The organism is Paenibacillus oralis, from assembly GCF_003863965.1.
Lineage (GTDB): Bacteria > Bacillota > Bacilli > Paenibacillales > Paenibacillaceae > Fontibacillus > Fontibacillus oralis.
The window spans coordinates 7,199,544-7,214,999 of the sequence record NZ_RRCN01000001.1 but is presented as its reverse complement, the minus strand read 5'-3'; the positions used below and the strand labels follow the sequence as shown (position 1 = coordinate 7,214,999).

Annotated in this window: 13 protein-coding genes; 9 read left to right on the top strand and 4 right to left on the bottom strand. The window is 56.2% G+C overall.

Annotation, left to right across the window (positions count from 1 at the left end; translation table 11 throughout):
• Positions 1–71: 71 nt before the first annotated feature.
• Positions 72–1,496, top strand: a complete 1,425-nt coding sequence (locus EHV15_RS32040) for a polysaccharide deacetylase family protein (protein WP_128634828.1) — start codon at positions 72–74, stop codon at positions 1,494–1,496.
• A gap of 125 nt (positions 1,497–1,621) precedes the next feature.
• On the opposite strand, the gene ilvD is transcribed toward EHV15_RS32040, so the two are convergent.
• From ilvD to EHV15_RS32025, 3 genes are all read right to left on the bottom strand, one after another.
• Entirely contained in the window at positions 1,622–3,307 is a 1,686-nt protein-coding gene (gene ilvD, locus EHV15_RS32035) for a dihydroxy-acid dehydratase (RefSeq protein ID WP_128634827.1), read from the bottom strand.
• Positions 3,308–3,504: 197 nt separating this feature from the next.
• Positions 3,505–3,762 (bottom strand): KGG domain-containing protein, encoded by a 258-nt coding sequence (locus EHV15_RS32030; RefSeq protein WP_128634826.1) that lies wholly within the window; start codon positions 3,760–3,762, stop codon positions 3,505–3,507.
• 129 nt (positions 3,763–3,891) lie between these two features.
• Positions 3,892–4,947: an acyltransferase family protein gene (locus EHV15_RS32025; protein ID WP_128634825.1), complete on the bottom strand. Its 1,056-nt coding sequence runs from the start codon at positions 4,945–4,947 to the stop codon at positions 3,892–3,894.
• 214 nt (positions 4,948–5,161) lie between these two features.
• Here EHV15_RS32025 and EHV15_RS32020 point away from each other — a divergent pair, with 214 nt between their 5' ends.
• Together EHV15_RS32020 and EHV15_RS32015 are read left to right on the top strand one after the other, a co-directional pair.
• Entirely contained in the window at positions 5,162–5,938 is a 777-nt protein-coding gene (locus EHV15_RS32020) for an HAD family hydrolase (protein ID WP_128634824.1), read from the top strand.
• Between the two features lie 36 nt (positions 5,939–5,974).
• The gene (locus EHV15_RS32015) at positions 5,975–6,727 is read left to right on the top strand and encodes an NAD-dependent protein deacylase (protein ID WP_128634823.1); all 753 of its coding nucleotides are present in this window, start codon (positions 5,975–5,977) and stop codon (positions 6,725–6,727) included.
• Positions 6,728–6,744: 17 nt separating this feature from the next.
• Here the strand turns inward: EHV15_RS32015 and EHV15_RS32010 are convergent, their stop codons facing one another.
• A complete protein-coding gene (locus tag EHV15_RS32010; protein ID WP_128634822.1) occupies positions 6,745–7,641 on the bottom strand; it encodes an AraC family transcriptional regulator in 897 nt (298 codons plus the stop codon).
• A 154-nt stretch (positions 7,642–7,795) separates the two neighbouring features.
• Between EHV15_RS32010 and EHV15_RS32005 the strand changes: the two genes are divergently transcribed.
• From EHV15_RS32005 to EHV15_RS31980, 6 genes are all read left to right on the top strand, one after another.
• Complete coding sequence (locus EHV15_RS32005) at positions 7,796–8,974, top strand: galactokinase (protein WP_128634821.1); 1,179 nt, start codon at positions 7,796–7,798, stop codon at positions 8,972–8,974.
• Between the two features lie 2 nt (positions 8,975–8,976).
• Positions 8,977–9,966 (top strand): UDP-glucose 4-epimerase GalE, encoded by a 990-nt coding sequence (gene galE / locus EHV15_RS32000; RefSeq protein ID WP_128634820.1) that lies wholly within the window; start codon positions 8,977–8,979, stop codon positions 9,964–9,966.
• Positions 9,967–9,981: 15 nt separating this feature from the next.
• The gene (locus EHV15_RS31995) at positions 9,982–11,559 is read left to right on the top strand and encodes a UDP-glucose--hexose-1-phosphate uridylyltransferase (protein ID WP_128634819.1); all 1,578 of its coding nucleotides are present in this window, start codon (positions 9,982–9,984) and stop codon (positions 11,557–11,559) included.
• Positions 11,560–11,982: 423 nt separating this feature from the next.
• Positions 11,983–13,146, top strand: coding sequence for an iron-containing alcohol dehydrogenase (locus EHV15_RS31990; protein WP_128634818.1), 1,164 nt, complete (start codon positions 11,983–11,985; stop codon positions 13,144–13,146).
• A gap of 177 nt (positions 13,147–13,323) precedes the next feature.
• The gene (locus tag EHV15_RS31985; RefSeq protein ID WP_128634817.1) at positions 13,324–13,863 is read left to right on the top strand and encodes an NfeD family membrane protein; all 540 of its coding nucleotides are present in this window, start codon (positions 13,324–13,326) and stop codon (positions 13,861–13,863) included.
• A gap of 17 nt (positions 13,864–13,880) precedes the next feature.
• The gene (locus EHV15_RS31980) at positions 13,881–15,443 is read left to right on the top strand and encodes a flotillin lipid rafts scaffold protein FloT (protein WP_246062020.1); all 1,563 of its coding nucleotides are present in this window, start codon (positions 13,881–13,883) and stop codon (positions 15,441–15,443) included.
• The last annotated feature ends 13 nt before the right edge of the window (positions 15,444–15,456 follow it).

Below are 15,456 nucleotides of genomic sequence, written 5' to 3'. Positions count from 1 at the left end.
GATAAAATAATGTAGATGCTATGCTAAAAAGCATGCCAAAGTCAGTGATCATAGAAAAGTGGGGAAAGCATATGGAGACTTTGCTGCTATGGTTGTTTTACATTTCGACGCTGTACGCTTTTATACCCGGATTAATTACCCGGATTTTCGGGTTTCGCGTATTCAAGCATGGAAGCAATGAGAAGCAATTCGCACTGACTTTCGATGACGGCCCTGATCCGAGATATACGCCGCAATTGCTTGACTTGTTGAAGCGTTTAGGAGCCAAGGCCACTTTTTTCGTCGTCGGTACGAACGCGGAGAAGTATCCCGAGCTGCTAAAACGGATGCATGAAGAGGGACATTTGATCGGGACCCACAATTACGTTCATAAAACCAATTGGCTGATGGGTCCTGCCGCCGTAAAAAAACAAATCCAAAAAACGAACAAAATCATTTACGATGCCACCGGTGTTCGTTCCCATTATTACCGTCCGCCGTGGGGTATCGTAAATTTGTTCGATTTCGCGGGCCGGGGCAATACGCAAATCGTATTGTGGTCGGCCATGTTTAGCGATTGGCGCGTCAAGGTCGGCGCGGATCGGTTAACGGAGCGAATGATGAGGAAGCTCCGCGGCGGAGAAATATTTCTGCTTCACGATTGCGGCGCTACGTTAGGAGCAAACAGCGATGCGCCGCGGGAAATGTTGGTAGCTCTGGAGCGGGTGCTGCAGGAAGCGAAACGGCGAGGCCTGCAAAGCATCCGGATCGATGAAATGATCCAAGAGACGGAGGCTGCACGCCAAATGAAAAAAGCCAAGCCAGCGAAAGGAACGGAAACCGGACGGAAAAAGCCGGCATCCATATCCGGATTCAAAAGATGCGTTGTCGCGTTGTGGCTTTTGTGGGAGAAATTGTTCCATTTCGTTTTTCAGCTTAAAACCGCCGACGAGCATAATCCGATCCTGCATTTTCGGGAAACGACCTATCATGGCAAACCGGTGGCCATGAGCGGCGGGACGTCTTTGCAGCAGGGGGACCGGATTTTGGAAATTCACTTGGATAATAAGACCTTGTTTCAGTACAGCACACGTGCCAGATCATCGGTTCAGCTTGCGATTCAAATGATCCGCGCCATGGAGAAATCGCTGCCCCGGTTAGCGGAATATGTAGCCGCTCATCCGGAGCTCAGCGGCGTTAAGGCATTGTACGGGGTAAGCATGATCAACCGGGGACCGGAGCAGTTCGGCTTTATCGTCACGGACTTGCCCAAAGGCTGGTTTGCCCGTTCCTCCCGGGTTTATCTGAAATTATTGATGAGCGTTATTCATCCGGAGGGGAGTTCGAGGTTAAAGCAGCAGGCTGAAGAGATGGTTCCCAAGCTGATCGTGATGCCGATTGAACATTTGATCGGATTTATGGATTCCGGGTCGCATCGCCACCGTTTGGTCAAAGAGCAGCACGCCGCGGCGGAGGAAGATGAGACGACGCTGCGGACAACGTTGCCCTGCAGTTAAAAACAAAGAAGAGCCGTCCCGAGTAGCTTAAAGCTGCTTCCGGGACGGCTCTTTAATTCGTGGAAGGAAGTACCGGGGGTAACGTTCGTTGTGCAGGCCGCGGAATAACGGTAAAAAAGGGTCAATTAGATCTTCATAACGCCGCCGGAGCTGGCGTTGGTGACGAGCTTGGAATAACGGGCCAGATAGCCGGTTTTCACCTTTGGCTCGAAGCCTTTCCAGTTTGCTTTGCGGCGGGTCATTTCTTCCTCGCTGACATGAAGTTCGATTTTGCGGTTGTTCAGATCCAGCTCGATAATATCGCCGTCTTCCACGAAAGCGATCGGACCGCCTTCAGCGGCTTCCGGCGAAATGTGGCCGATGCTGATGCCGCGGGAAGCGCCGGAGAAGCGGCCGTCGGTGATCAGGCCGACTTTGGCGCCAAGTCCCATCCCGACGATCTGCGACGTCGGAGCGAGCATTTCCGGCATGCCCGGGCCGCCTTTTGGCCCTTCGTAGCGGATGACGACAACAGAGCCTTCTTTGACTTTCCCGTTGGCGATGCCTTCCAAAGCTTCCTCTTGGGAATCGAAGCAAATCGCGGGGCCTTTATGATAACCGCCGACGGAAGGATCCACGGCGCCGACTTTAATAACCGAGCCTTCCGGAGCAAGGTTGCCGTACAGGATTGCCAGGCCGCCTTTTTCCGAATAAGGTTTGTCGATCGGATGGATAACACTTTGGTCGAGGATTTCGCATCCCTCAACGTTTTCCGCGATCGTTTTCCCGGTGACGGTGATTTGATCGCCGAAGATCGCTCCCGGTTTCTTGAGCAGTTCGTGGAGCACGGCGCTCACGCCGCCGGCGCGTTGCACGTCTTCGATAAAAATATCGGATGCCGGGGCCAGCTTGGCGATATGCGGTACGCGGTTGGCCACTTCGTTGATGCGCTCCAGCGGGTAATCGACTCCGGCTTCTTGCGCCAAAGCGAGCGTATGCAGGACGGTGTTCGTGGAACCGCCCATCGCCATATCCAGGGCGAACGCGTTGTCGATCGATTCCTTGGTGACGATATCGCGCGGTTTAAGGTCCAGCTTAATCAGTTCCATCAGCTGGGTCGCGGACTTTCGCACGAAATCGCGGCGTTCTTCGGAAACGGCCAGAATCGTCCCGTTGCCCGGAAGCGCCAGGCCAAGAGCTTCGGCCAGACAGTTCATCGAGTTGGCGGTGAACATGCCGGAGCAGGAGCCGCAGGTAGGACAGCCGTACTGTTCAAGTTCCAGCAGTTCGCTGTCGTCGATTTTTCCGGATTGGTAAGCCCCTACACCTTCGAAAACGGAGGTCAGGGAAAGCTTGCGGCCTTTGCTGTCCACACCGGCCTTCATCGGGCCGCCGCTGACGAAGATGGTCGGAATGTTGACGCGCAGCGCGCCCATCATCATGCCCGGCGTAATTTTGTCGCAGTTCGGAATGCAGACCATGCCGTCAAACCAGTGCGCCGAAACGACGGTTTCCAGGGAATCGGCGATGATTTCCCGGCTCGGCAAGGAGTAGCGCATCCCGATATGCCCCATCGCAATACCGTCATCAACGCCGATCGTGTTGAATTCAAACGGAACGCCGCCCGCCTCGCGGATGGCTTCTTTTACGATTTTGCCGAATTCCTGCAGATGCACGTGCCCCGGAACGATATCGATATAAGAGTTGCACACCGCGATAAACGGTTTGCCGAAATCTTCTTCCTTGACCCCCGCCGCTCGCAGCAAACTGCGGTGAGGCGCCCGGTCGAAGCCTTTTTTGATCATGTCAGAACGCATTTTCTTGGCTGTCATGATGCCTATCCCCCCCATGATGGTTTATTGTGATTTTGTAACTTTACACCGCTAAAGGTTTTCTCTAAAGTCTATCACAAGTAGTTATCTTTTTCTAGCGGAGATCATAGGGAGCAGCAGGAAGGAAAAGCCGGATTTGCCCCAGAAAAAACAAGAAATCCCCGAGTTTTTTCGGGGACTTCGGAGAATGGCAGCATTTAATAGCTTTTGCTGCGGGAAACGCCGCCTTTGCGGCCGATGTTACGGTAAAATTCTTTATCGTGCTTTTGAGAGGTGGCTTCGCCGCCTTTTTGGCCGATTTCCTGGTAGAATTCCTTGTTGTGCGATTTGGAGGTAGCCTCCCCTCCCTTTTGACCGATCTCCTGGTAAAATTGTTTGCCATGGGTTTTGGCGGTGGCGAGACCTCCCAAGCGTCCGGCTTCCTCACGAGTCATTTTCCTTCCATTCCTTGCCATGAAATCCCTCCTAATCTGGTTGGTAAATAAATGGTATGATTTATTTACCACAGATTTGCGTTTTGAAACGAATTTCGAAAGGAAATAAGGCCATGATCTCGGTTATGAGCAAAAAAACGGACTGTGGGCCTATAAATGTTTGCCCGTTGCGCCTATTTGGCGAGAGGCCCCGCGTTCCAGTTTCAGCAGCCAGGATACCGGCGGCTCGATGAGCGGGGAACTGCATATCCGCACCCAACGCCGGGTGAGCAGCCATGTCAGCGCCACGGCCCCGGCCACGACGCCGAGGGCGGCAGGCAGGCTCCGCACGCCGGCATAAAGCGGGGAAACCGCCGCCAGGCGGACGATAAAGCCGTGCAGCAGGAAAACGTAAAGGGTATGGCGTCCCATTTCGGTGACTTTGCTCTTTTTTGCCGGAACAAATCCCAAAAAAGCGATCCCCGCAAACAGCTGCAGAGGATAAAGCAGCAAGCGGAAAACGCCGGCATACCATTCCGGATGCCCGAGCTGACCGTAGGTCATGCTGCCGTACAGCCATCCGGGGGCGATATCCGCTCCGCCGAGGGCGATTGCGCCAAACCAGGCAAGCGACAAGGCGATGGCGGCAAGCCGGATTTTCAAGGTGAGCAGACGTTCAATCCGTTCAAACGAAAAATGATATCCCGCGATAAAAAAAGGCAGGTAGACAAACGTCCGCGACAGGCTCAGCCAGCTCCCGTCCACGGGCAGATAGCCGGCCAGCACGGCCAGCGCGATGGAGAAGGCCAACTGGTAAAGCGCGGACCATTTGCGCAGCATAAGCTGCATCAAACGCCAGCCCAAATGGCTGGCCAGGAACCAGAGCAGCAGATACGGGGCGAAAAAGGAGCGGTGAATGCCGTCTACGTGAAACACCGTAACATCCAGCAAGGAATAAAGGCTTTGGAAGATGACGTATTGCAGCCCGATCTGAAACAGGGCCTTGCGTCCGGCTTCGCCAAGCAAATTCGCTTTGGCAAAATACCCCGTAACGAACACGAACAAAGGCATATGAAAAGTAAAAATCCACGTGTAAAGCCAGGTCATGCCGCCGATCCGCCCCATCAGGGGTTCGATGGCATTGCCGACGAACACGCAGACGATCAGCAGAAAGCGCAGGTTTAGAAAAAACGTTTCGCCTCGAGGGGTTATGCCGGTTTCCGTCATGTCGTTTGCCTCCTCCTCATTCCCGCTAAAAACTCAAAATTTTAAATATATGACTCAAGTATTAAGGTACGATGTTTGCTTGCAAAACTTTGTGATTAAAATCACGACCGAAAGCGCTGTCACTTGCTGCAATTATGTCGAACTGATGAACCCCGGCGCCAAGATGGTATAATGGAATATATCACCATGGATTTCCGGAAAGGTTGGGGTGCGGATGGCGAACATACAGGCGGCGGGGCGCCTTGTCTCCTGCCGGGGCATATTGTTTGACAAGGACGGCACGCTGCTCGATTTCATGGCGCTGTGGGGAAGCTGGGCGGAGACGCTAACCGGGTTCGTAGAGCGGGAATTGGAGACCCTGGGGGCCGGAGCCCTGTTCAATAAAAGCGCGCTGCTCGGACTGCGGCTGGACGAGGCGAACCGCGTCATCGGGTACGACCGCACCGGTCCGGTCGCGATGGGCACGGAGGAGGAGGTCACCGCTCTTTTGGCCGGTCTGCTTTATGCCGCGGGGGTTCCTTGGAACGATGCGGTGAACCGGATTCGCGAGTTCAATGCGGCTGCGCTGGCGGAGCTCAAGCGGCGGCGGGAGGCGAGGCCGATGGCGGGCCTGCGCGAGTTCCTTGACGCTTGCCGGGAGGCGGGGCTCGCGCTGGCGGTGGTCACCTCCGATGTGACCGCTGAAGCGCTGGAACATCTGGAATGGATGGGCCTGCGCGAGCGGTTTGGCAGCGTGGTCGGCCGCGACCGGGTAGGGCGCGGGAAACCCGGACCGGACATGGCGCTCTTGGCCTGCCGCGAGCTTGGCATTTCCCCGGCGGAGGCCGTAGTCATCGGCGAAAGCAACGCCGACATGCAAATGGGCAAGCGGGCTGGCGTCAGGCTGACCGTCGGGCTGGCCGAGACGGAGGACGGGGCGCCGCCGGGGGCAACCTATTTGCGGGATGCGGACGTGGTTGTTTCCGGATACCGGGAGCTCTCGGTGCGCTAAGGCGGCGCGATCAAATTTAAGGAGGAATTCAATTCGATGAACAGTGAAACGCAAACGGAGCGGCTGGCGTCCTGGGTGAAGGAAAGCGGCCGTATCGTGTTTTTCGGCGGCGCCGGAATCTCTACGGAAAGCGGGATTCCCGATTTCCGTTCGGCGGCGGGCATCTACCAAACGGAGAAGGAATCGCCTTATTCCCCGGAGGAGATTTTGAGCCGCCGCTTTTTCGACCGGCACCCGGAGGTGTTTTTTGACTTTTACAAATCGAAAATGCTCCATCCCGAAGCCCGGCCGAACCCGGCGCATCTCCTTCTTGCCGATCTGGAGCGCGCGGGCAAGCTGGATGCGGTCATTACGCAAAACATCGACGGTTTGCATCAACTGGCGGGCAGCCGCAAGGTGCTGGAGCTGCATGGGTCCATTCATCGCAATACGTGCATGTCCTGCGGCCGCGGCTACACGCTGGAGGAAATCATGGGCGGAAAAGACACGGTTCCCCGCTGCGAATGCGGCGGCATCATTAAGCCGGATGTCGTATTGTACGGAGAAAGTTTGGATAACGAGGTCATCGATGCGGCGGTGTCCGCCATCGCTGCGGCCGATCTGCTGCTGATTGGAGGAACGTCTTTGACGGTACAGCCCGCGGCTCACTTAGTCACGTATTTCCGCGGGGATAAAACGGTGCTCGTCAACGCCTCATCCACCGCTTACGACCAGCGGGCCGATCTGCTGATCACGGAACCGATCGGCGCCGTATTCGGCGAAGTGAGCAGACATCTTGGGTTACGTTAGCGGCAAGCCCCATCTTTTCATGGATGAGAGGATGGGGCGTTTTTGGGTTCGGCCTGAACCGGCCCTGTAACCGCCTTGCGGTATTCGCTTGGCGATTCGTGATGGAAGCGGCGGAACTGCCGGGAGAAATACAGCGGGTCGGTCAGCCCGACGGAGGCGGCGATCTGCTCGATCGACAGCTCCGGCCGCTCCCGCAGCAGCTGGCGGGATTTATCGATGCGCAGCTTCAGCAGATAGGTCACGGGGGTCAAGCCGGTCGCTTTTTTGAAAATGCGCGATAAATACGCCCGGTTGTAGCCGAGGGAGGAGCACATCTGCTCGATCGATACCGGGTGCGCATATTGGCTGGTCATATAGTGAATCATTTGTTTGACGATGCGCTGGACCCCGGATTCGCCGGATGGGAGCGGCGATTCCTTCGCGAGCGCCTCCTGGGCCTCGGCCATCAAGAGATGCAGCAGGCCAAGCGAAAGCAAGTGCGAGCTTGGTTTTTTCGCTTGGAAAGCCTGCAGCACGTTTTGCAAAATCCCGGGAATTTTGCTGTCCGCGCCGTGGCGGAACACCGGAAGCTCGGGCGTCAGGCCGGCCCGGCGGACCAACTCCGCGGCTTTGGCTCCGGTAAAGGCGATCCAGCGGTAGCGCCATGGCTCGGACAGATCGGAGCCGTAGCTGACGAGCTGCTCCGGATGAATCAGGAAGCAGTCTCCTTTGCTTAAGCCGAAGGCGGCGAATTCCGTGCGGAAGTTTCCTTTGCCGCTCTCGACAAAGTGCAGCAGAAAATAATCGTATACTTTGGGGCCCAGCCGGTGATCGGCGCGGGTTTGGCTTTCGCCTGCAAACAGGACGTGCAGATCGCCGGATTCATAAATATCGGGATTGGCTGCCGCGCTGTAGGTTTCTTGGATTTTTTGCATTATATCGACTTCTCCTTCTAATACCTGTCCCCATTTTAACCGGAAAAGTCACATTTATCTATATAGAACTCGCAAAGATGCATTATCAAAGCGGAGCGTTTTCATTATACTGGGAACAAGAGGTACAGATTCTTTGACGATGGGGTGTACGTTGATGAGAAAACAGGAAATGGAACAATTGTTTATATCCAAATACGGCGAAAGCACGGAAATGCTGCGAATTTTCAACGCGCCGGGACGCGTCAACCTGATCGGCGAGCATATCGACTACAACGGAGGATACGTATTTCCCGCGGCGCTCGAGTTCGGCACCACGCTGGCGCTGCGCAAACGCGCCGACCGCAAAATGTCATTTGCTTCCATGAATTTGCCTTATACGGCGGAGCTTGATTTGGATGAGCTCGGCAAGGAGAAATCGGGCGAATGGATCGATTACCCGGTTGGCATTATCCTGGAATTGGAAAAACTCGGCACCCGGCTTAGCGGCGGTTATGATCTGCTGTTCCAAGGCGAAATCCCAAACGGTTCGGGCCTGTCCTCCTCCGCTTCGCTCGAAGTGGTAACGGCCTACGCGCTGCTCAGTGCGGAAGGAAAAGAAACCGATACAGTGGAAATCGCCCGCTTATCCCAACGGGTCGAAAACGGTTATGTCGGCGTCAACAGCGGGATTATGGATCAGTTTGCGGTGGCGAACGGGGCGAAGGACCACGCAATCCTGCTGATGTGCGATACACTGGAATATAAACTCGTTCCGTTCCGGACGGGGGCATACAAGCTTGTAATCAGCAATACGAAAAAACGGCGCGGGCTGGTCGATTCAAAATACAACGAGCGGCGTTCGCAGTGCGACGCGGCGTTGGAGATTTTGCGGAAGCGCGAGCCCGGCCTGGAGTACCTGGCGCATCTGAAGCCGGAGCAACTTACCGCATGGCGGGGGGATTTTCAGGATGAGGTGCTGTTCAACCGGGCCAAACACGTTGTGGAAGAAAACGCGCGCGTGCTGAAATCGGCCCATGCGCTGGCTGCAAACGATCTGAAAGCCTTCGGCGAACTGATGAACGCTTCGCACGATTCACTGCGCGATCTGTATGAAGTCAGCTGTCTGGAGCTGGATGTGATGGTGGAGGAAGCGCGCAAAATCGAGGGGACGCTGGGCTCGCGGATGACCGGTGCCGGTTTCGGCGGCTGCACCGTATCCCTTGTGCATGAGGACGCGGTGGAACGGTTCCTGGCCGAGGTCGGCAAAGCTTATCGGGAGCGGACCGGCATCGAAGGCGAGTTCTACGTTTGCGGTGTAGGCGATGGTGTGCATGAAATGAAAGGGGAGAACTAATCATGGCGATTTTGGTTACGGGCGGAGCGGGTTATATCGGCTCGCATACGGTGGCGGCGCTACTGGATCAGGACAAGGAGGTTGTCGTCATCGACAATCTGCAGACCGGACACCGGGGAGCTTTGCTGGGCGGCAAGCTGTACGAAGGGGATTTGCGGGACAAGGAGCTGCTGAAAAAGCTGTTCTCCGAAAACGACATCGAGGCGGTCATTCATTTTGCCGCGAACTCCCTGGTCGGGGAAAGCATGAAGGATCCGGTCAAATATTTCGACAACAACGTTTACGGCACGCTGTGCCTGCTAGATGCGATGAATCAGGCGAACGTGCGCAAAATCGTCTTTTCTTCCACGGCGGCGACCTACGGCGAACCGGAAAAAGTGCCGATCGAAGAAAGCGACAAAACCCAGCCGACCAACGTGTACGGCGAAACGAAACTGACGATGGAGCGGATGATGGCCTGGTTCGACCAAGTGCTCGGGATCAAATACGTTTCGCTGCGGTACTTTAACGCGGCCGGGGCCCACGAAAGCGGGAAAATCGGCGAAGACCACCGCCCGGAAAGCCATCTGATCCCGCTCATTATTCAGGCGGCTTTGGGGCAGCGCCCGTCGATCCAAGTGTTCGGGGACGATTACAATACGCCGGACGGCACCTGCGTCCGCGACTATATCCATGTCGGCGATTTGGCGGACGCCCATCTGCGGGCGGTCGACCACCTGCTGCGCGGCGGGGAGAGCGAGGTGTTCAACCTCGGCAATGGACAGGGTTTTTCGGTCAAAGAAGTGATCGAAACGGTAAAAAGCGTGACCGGCCGCGATTTTCCGGTCGTTATCAGCCCGCGCCGCGCCGGCGACCCGGCGGTGTTGATCGCCTCATCCGACAAGGCGCGCAGCGTGCTTGGCTGGCAGCCTTCAAGGGGCAAGCTGGAGGACATCATCGAGAGCGCCTGGGCATGGCACAGCAATCACCCGGACGGCTATAACGACAACTAAGGGGTGAGTTAGGCGATGGGAGTTGAAGAGAAAAACCGTCTGGACGCTTTGCACGCGATCGAACGGCTGGTCCATTACGCGCTGGAGCAAGGCATGATCGATTGGTGGGACGTGGATTACTCGCGCAACCGCCTGCTGGAGCTGTTTTCTTTTGACGAGCCGTTTGCCGGTGCGGTGGCGGAAGAGCCTTTGCCCGGGCCGCAGGAGCCGCTGGAAATTTTGATCGATTACGGCTTTGCCATCGGGCTGATCCCGGAAAATGCCGCGACATACCGCGACCTGCTGGACGCCAGGATTATGGGCCTCTTGATGCCGCGCCCTTCCGAAGCGATCGCCGCCTTTCGCAAAACGGAAAGCGAACAGGGGATCATCGCTGCGACGAACGCGTTTTACAAGCTGTCGGTGGACAGCAACTACATCCGGATGGACCGGGTGCGGCAAAATATTTATTGGACCCAGTCTACGCCTTACGGCGAGATGGAGATTACGATCAATCTGTCCAAGCCGGAAAAAAATCCGCAAGAGATCGCCATGGCCAAGCTGCTGCCGCCACCCGTGTATCCGAAATGCCAGCTTTGCCGCGAGAACGTCGGCTATGCGGGAAGGCTCAACCACCCAGCCCGGCAAAATCTGCGCGTCATTCCGCTGGAATTGAACGGGGAGCCGTGGTTTTTCCAGTATTCGCCATACGTGTACTATAACGAGCACTGCATCGTGTTCCATCACGACCATGTGCCGATGAAGCTGACCCGGGATACGTTTAAACGGCTGCTCGATTTTACGGCGCTGTTCCCGCACTACTTCATCGGTTCCAACGCGGACTTGCCGATCGTCGGCGGCTCGATTTTGACCCATGACCATTTTCAGGGGGGCCGCCATGCGTTCCCGCTGGAAAAAGCGCCGATCGAAGCGGCTTTCGCCCATCCGGGGTTTTCCGGCGTAACGGCCGGCATGGTGAAATGGCCGATGTCGGTGCTGCGCCTGAAAGGCCGCGACCCCGGCGTGCTGCTGGAGGCGATGGACGATCTGTACGAGAAGTGGAAAGCCTACAGCGATCCTAATGCCGAGATCTGCGCGTTTACCGAACAGGACGGGCAAAGCGTACCGCACAATACGGTGACTCCGATCGTGCGGCGCAGTGCGGACGGCGGCTTCGAAGCCGATATCGTGCTGCGGAACAACCGGACGAACGAGCGGCATCCGGAAGGTATTTTCCATCCGCACCGGGAAATGCACCATATCAAAAAAGAAAACATCGGTTTGATCGAGGTCATGGGCCTGGCGATTTTGCCGGGACGGCTGAAGGAAGAGCTGACGGAGATCGCCGGCATCCTGTGCGGGGACAAGGCGTTGTATGATCAGACGGTAACCGACCCGAACGCCCCTCTGGCCGTCCATGCCGGCTGGGTGAAGGAACTGGTTGACCGCGCCGGAACCTCGCTGGCCCGAGAAGCGGCCGATGCGCTGCTGCGGGACGAGGTCGGGCGCAAGTTCGCGCAAATTTTGGAGCACGCCGGCGTGTTTAAGACGACGGAAGCCGGGCGTGAGGCCTTTGAACGCTTCGTCTACTCGGCGGGTTACCGGAAGCAGTAGCATAAGGTTTATTTAGAGATGTATCAGGGGGCTGTCCCGGGCAAGCATGTGGCTTCGGGACAGCTCCCATTTTTATGGTTGAGCCCCTCGGCGAAATCGGCTCTTTGCTAGCCGGCTACTGGAACGATCGACCGTCGGCTTTCAAAATAGCGGCATAAATTCCCTCTATTTCTCTCAAATGGACGGATATCGCCGGAATAACGACATTTTTTGCCCTTATTTTTCACTGTGGGTTTCTCAGGCAGCCTGGCCTTTCCCGAGCAGGCCCGGTCCCTCAATGTGACGGCTTCCCGCGGTGCCTCCTTCGTGGCGTCATTCCCAAGACAGCTTAACCACGGATCCTCTTTTCATTGTTTTCTTTTTCCGGTTGGAAGTATAATAAGGTCGTAATTTCTACATAAAACAGGTTGGAGGGAGCTTGGCATGGACAATTTTGTGTTTCGTAATCCGACGAAGCTGATTTTCGGCAAAAACCAGCTGGAAGCTTTAAAAACCGAGGTTCCGGCTTACGGCAAAAAAGTGCTGCTGGTGTATGGCGGCGGGAGCATCAAGCGCATCGGCCTATATGATAAAGTGATGGCGATTTTGGGGGAAATCGGCGCCGAAGTGACGGAGCTGGCCGGCGTGGAGCCGAATCCCCGGCTGTCCACGGTTCACCGTGGGGTCGAGCTGTGCAAAACGAAGGGCATCGAGCTGGTGCTTGCCGTCGGCGGAGGCAGCGTGCTGGACTGCTCCAAGGCGATTGCGGTGGGCGCCAAATATGACGGAGACATGTGGGATATCGTAGATCGCAAGGCCTCGGCGACGGCGGCGCTTCCGCTCGGAACGGTGCTGACGATGGCCGCCACCGGCTCCGAAATGAACGGCGGCTCGGTCATTACGAACGAAGCGACGCAGGAAAAACAAGGATGGGGCAGCCCGCTCGCCTATCCCGCTTTTTCGATCCTCGATCCGCAAAATACGTTTTCGGTGCCTTTGGATCAGACGGTCTACGGGATGGTCGACATGATGTCGCACGTGCTGGAGCATTATTTCCACCAAGCGACCAACACCCTGCTGCAGGACGGCTTTTGCGAGGCGCTGCTGCGCACCGTGATCGAAACGGCGCCCCAACTGATCGCCGATCTCGAAAGCTACGAACATCGGGAAACGATTTTGCTTTGCGGTACGATGGCGCTGAACGGCGTGCTGAATATGGGCTATGCGGGCGACTGGGCGACCCACAATATCGAACACGCCGTGTCGGCCGTATACGATATTCCGCATGGCGGGGGGCTCGCCATCCTGTTCCCCAACTGGATGAAATACAACCTGAAGCATGACCTATCCCGCTTTAAACGCCTGGCCGTAAATGTGTTCAACGTAAATCCGGAGGGCAAAAGCGACGAGGCCGTAGCGCTGGAGGGCATCGAGGTGCTTCGTTCGTTCTGGAATTCAATCGGCGCGCCAAGCCGGCTGGCGGATTACGGCATCGACGGCAGCAAACTTGAGGTCATGGCCGACAAGGCGGTCAAATTCGGTCCGTTCGGCCGGTTCGCATTGCTCAATAAGCAGGACGTGGTGGAAATTTACCGGATGTCGTTGTAAACATATGATAGGGGCCGTTCCGTTTTTTGGGGACCGGCTCCTTTTGTTTTCAGGGCGAAGGATTGCCGGAAAGACGCGCTCCGGCCGCCTTTGGGCTTTTTTTGTTGAAACAAATTCCCTAAAATAACGTATGAAATATATAGATTTACATATTTGTTTATCGAAAGGAGGGACGGCATGGAAACGCTGTTTTGGTCCTGTTTTATCGGTGGAGCGCTGTTTGCGCTCGTCAGCGCGCTGATCGGAGACTTGATCGGAAGTTGGATAGACGGGATTTTCGACGCGGTGTCCGCCGATTTCCTCAAACCGGTCGTTACGGCTTCGGCGGTAACCAGTTTTGGCGGGGCCGGGATTTTATTGAATCGTTATACCGGACTCAGCAGCGCCAACGTGATCTTGCTTGCGCTCGTCATCGCTTTGGCACTGGCCGCCGCAGTTTACTTCGCTTACGTTAAGCCGGCGGAAAACAGCGAAAATTCCACCGGTTATTCGACCGCGGAACTGCCCGGTAAAGTGGGCGAGGTGACCGTGCCGATTCCTTCGGAAGGTTTCGGCGAAGTGATGGTAACGCTGGTGGCCGGCAACACGATTCATATCGCCTCCAGCTTTGATCATCGGGAAATTCCCGCCGGAACGCGCGTCGTCGTCGTGGATACGAAGGACGGAACCGTTCAAGTATCCGAGTTGTATGAAAACCAATCTTTAAGAGGGAGCTGATGTGATTGTTTGAAACCATTCCTGACATTATCCTGATTCCCGTTGTTGTGATCGCGGTCATCATCGTGCTGGGCCTGGCTTTTTGGGCCAGATACAAAACCGTAAGCCCGGATGAAGCGATGATCGTGACCGGTTCTTTTCTCGGCAACCGGAACATTTCCGATGACCAGTCCGGCCGCAAAATTAAAATCGTCCGCGGCGGCGGGGCGTTTATCTGGCCGATTTTTCAGAAAGCGGAGTATTTATCGTTATTGTCCCATAAACTTGACGTAATGACGCCTGAAGTGTATACCGAACAGGGCGTGCCGGTTTCGGCGGACGGCGTGGCGATCATCAAAGTAGGCAGCTCGATCGAAGACGTGGCTACCGCGGCCGAACAGTTTATGGGCAAGCCGATCGAATCGCTGAAAGGCGAAGCCCAGGAAGTGCTTGAGGGGCATCTGCGCTCAATTTTGGGCTCGATGACCGTCGAGGAAGTGTACCGCAACCGCGATAAATTTGCCCAAGAGGTGCAAGGCGTGGCGGCGCGCGACCTCAAAAAGATGGGGCTGCAGATCGTCTCGTTTACGATCAAGGACGTCCGCGACAAGCATGGCTACTTGGAGGCGCTGGGGAAACCGCGGATCGCGGCGGTTAAACGGGACGCCGACATCGCCGAAGCGGAAGCGCTGCGGGACGCGCGGATTCAAAAGGCGATGGCCGAAGAGTCCGGACAGAAAGCCGAGCTGCTGCGGGACACGAATATCGCTGAAGCGGAGAAGGAAAAAGAGCTGAAAATCGCTTCCTTCAAAAAAGAGCAAGATACCGCCAAGGCCGACGCCGACCAGGCTTATTTTATCCAGGAGGCCCGGGCCAAGCAGATCGCGGTCGAGGAGCAGATGAAGGTCGAGCTCGTGCGCAAGGAACGGGAAATCGACCTGCAGGATAAAGAAATCAACGTACGTCAGAAGCAGTATGATGCCGAAGTGAAGAAAAAAGCCGATGCCGACCGTTACGCGGTCGAACAGGCGGCGGAAGCCGAGAAGGCGCGGAAGATGCGGGAAGCCGACGCGCTGCAGTACTCCATCGAAACCCAGGCGAAAGCTTCGGCCGAACAGAAACGGCTGGAAGGTTTGGCCATCGCCGAAGCCGAGCGGGCCAAAGGGACCGCGGAAGCCGAGATTATCCGCCTGCGCGGGCTGGCGGAGGCCGAGGCAAAGGAAAAGCTGGCCGAAGCTTTCTCGAAGTTCGGAGAAGCCGCGGTTTTGGATATCGTTGTCAAAATGCTTCCTGACTTGGCCGGCCAGATCGCAAGTCCATTGTCCTCCATCGATAAATTGACGGTGGTCGACACGGGCAAAGGAGAAGGGGCGGCCCGCGTCAGCAATTACGTCACCGAACTGATGGCGACGGCTCCGGATATGCTGAAAAGCGTGTCGGGCATCGAACTCGATCGCTTGATTCAGGGATTGACGAAAGGCAAAGTGGCTGCGTCCGCGCAGCCGGCGGAGGCGGCGCCCGCAGCGGCCGCGCGAACCGGCGAGGCTGGCCGGGAGGCGGTTGTACTGGAAAGCGCGGCTTCGCGGGAAGATAAAGAGTAACAGACTCTTCTTT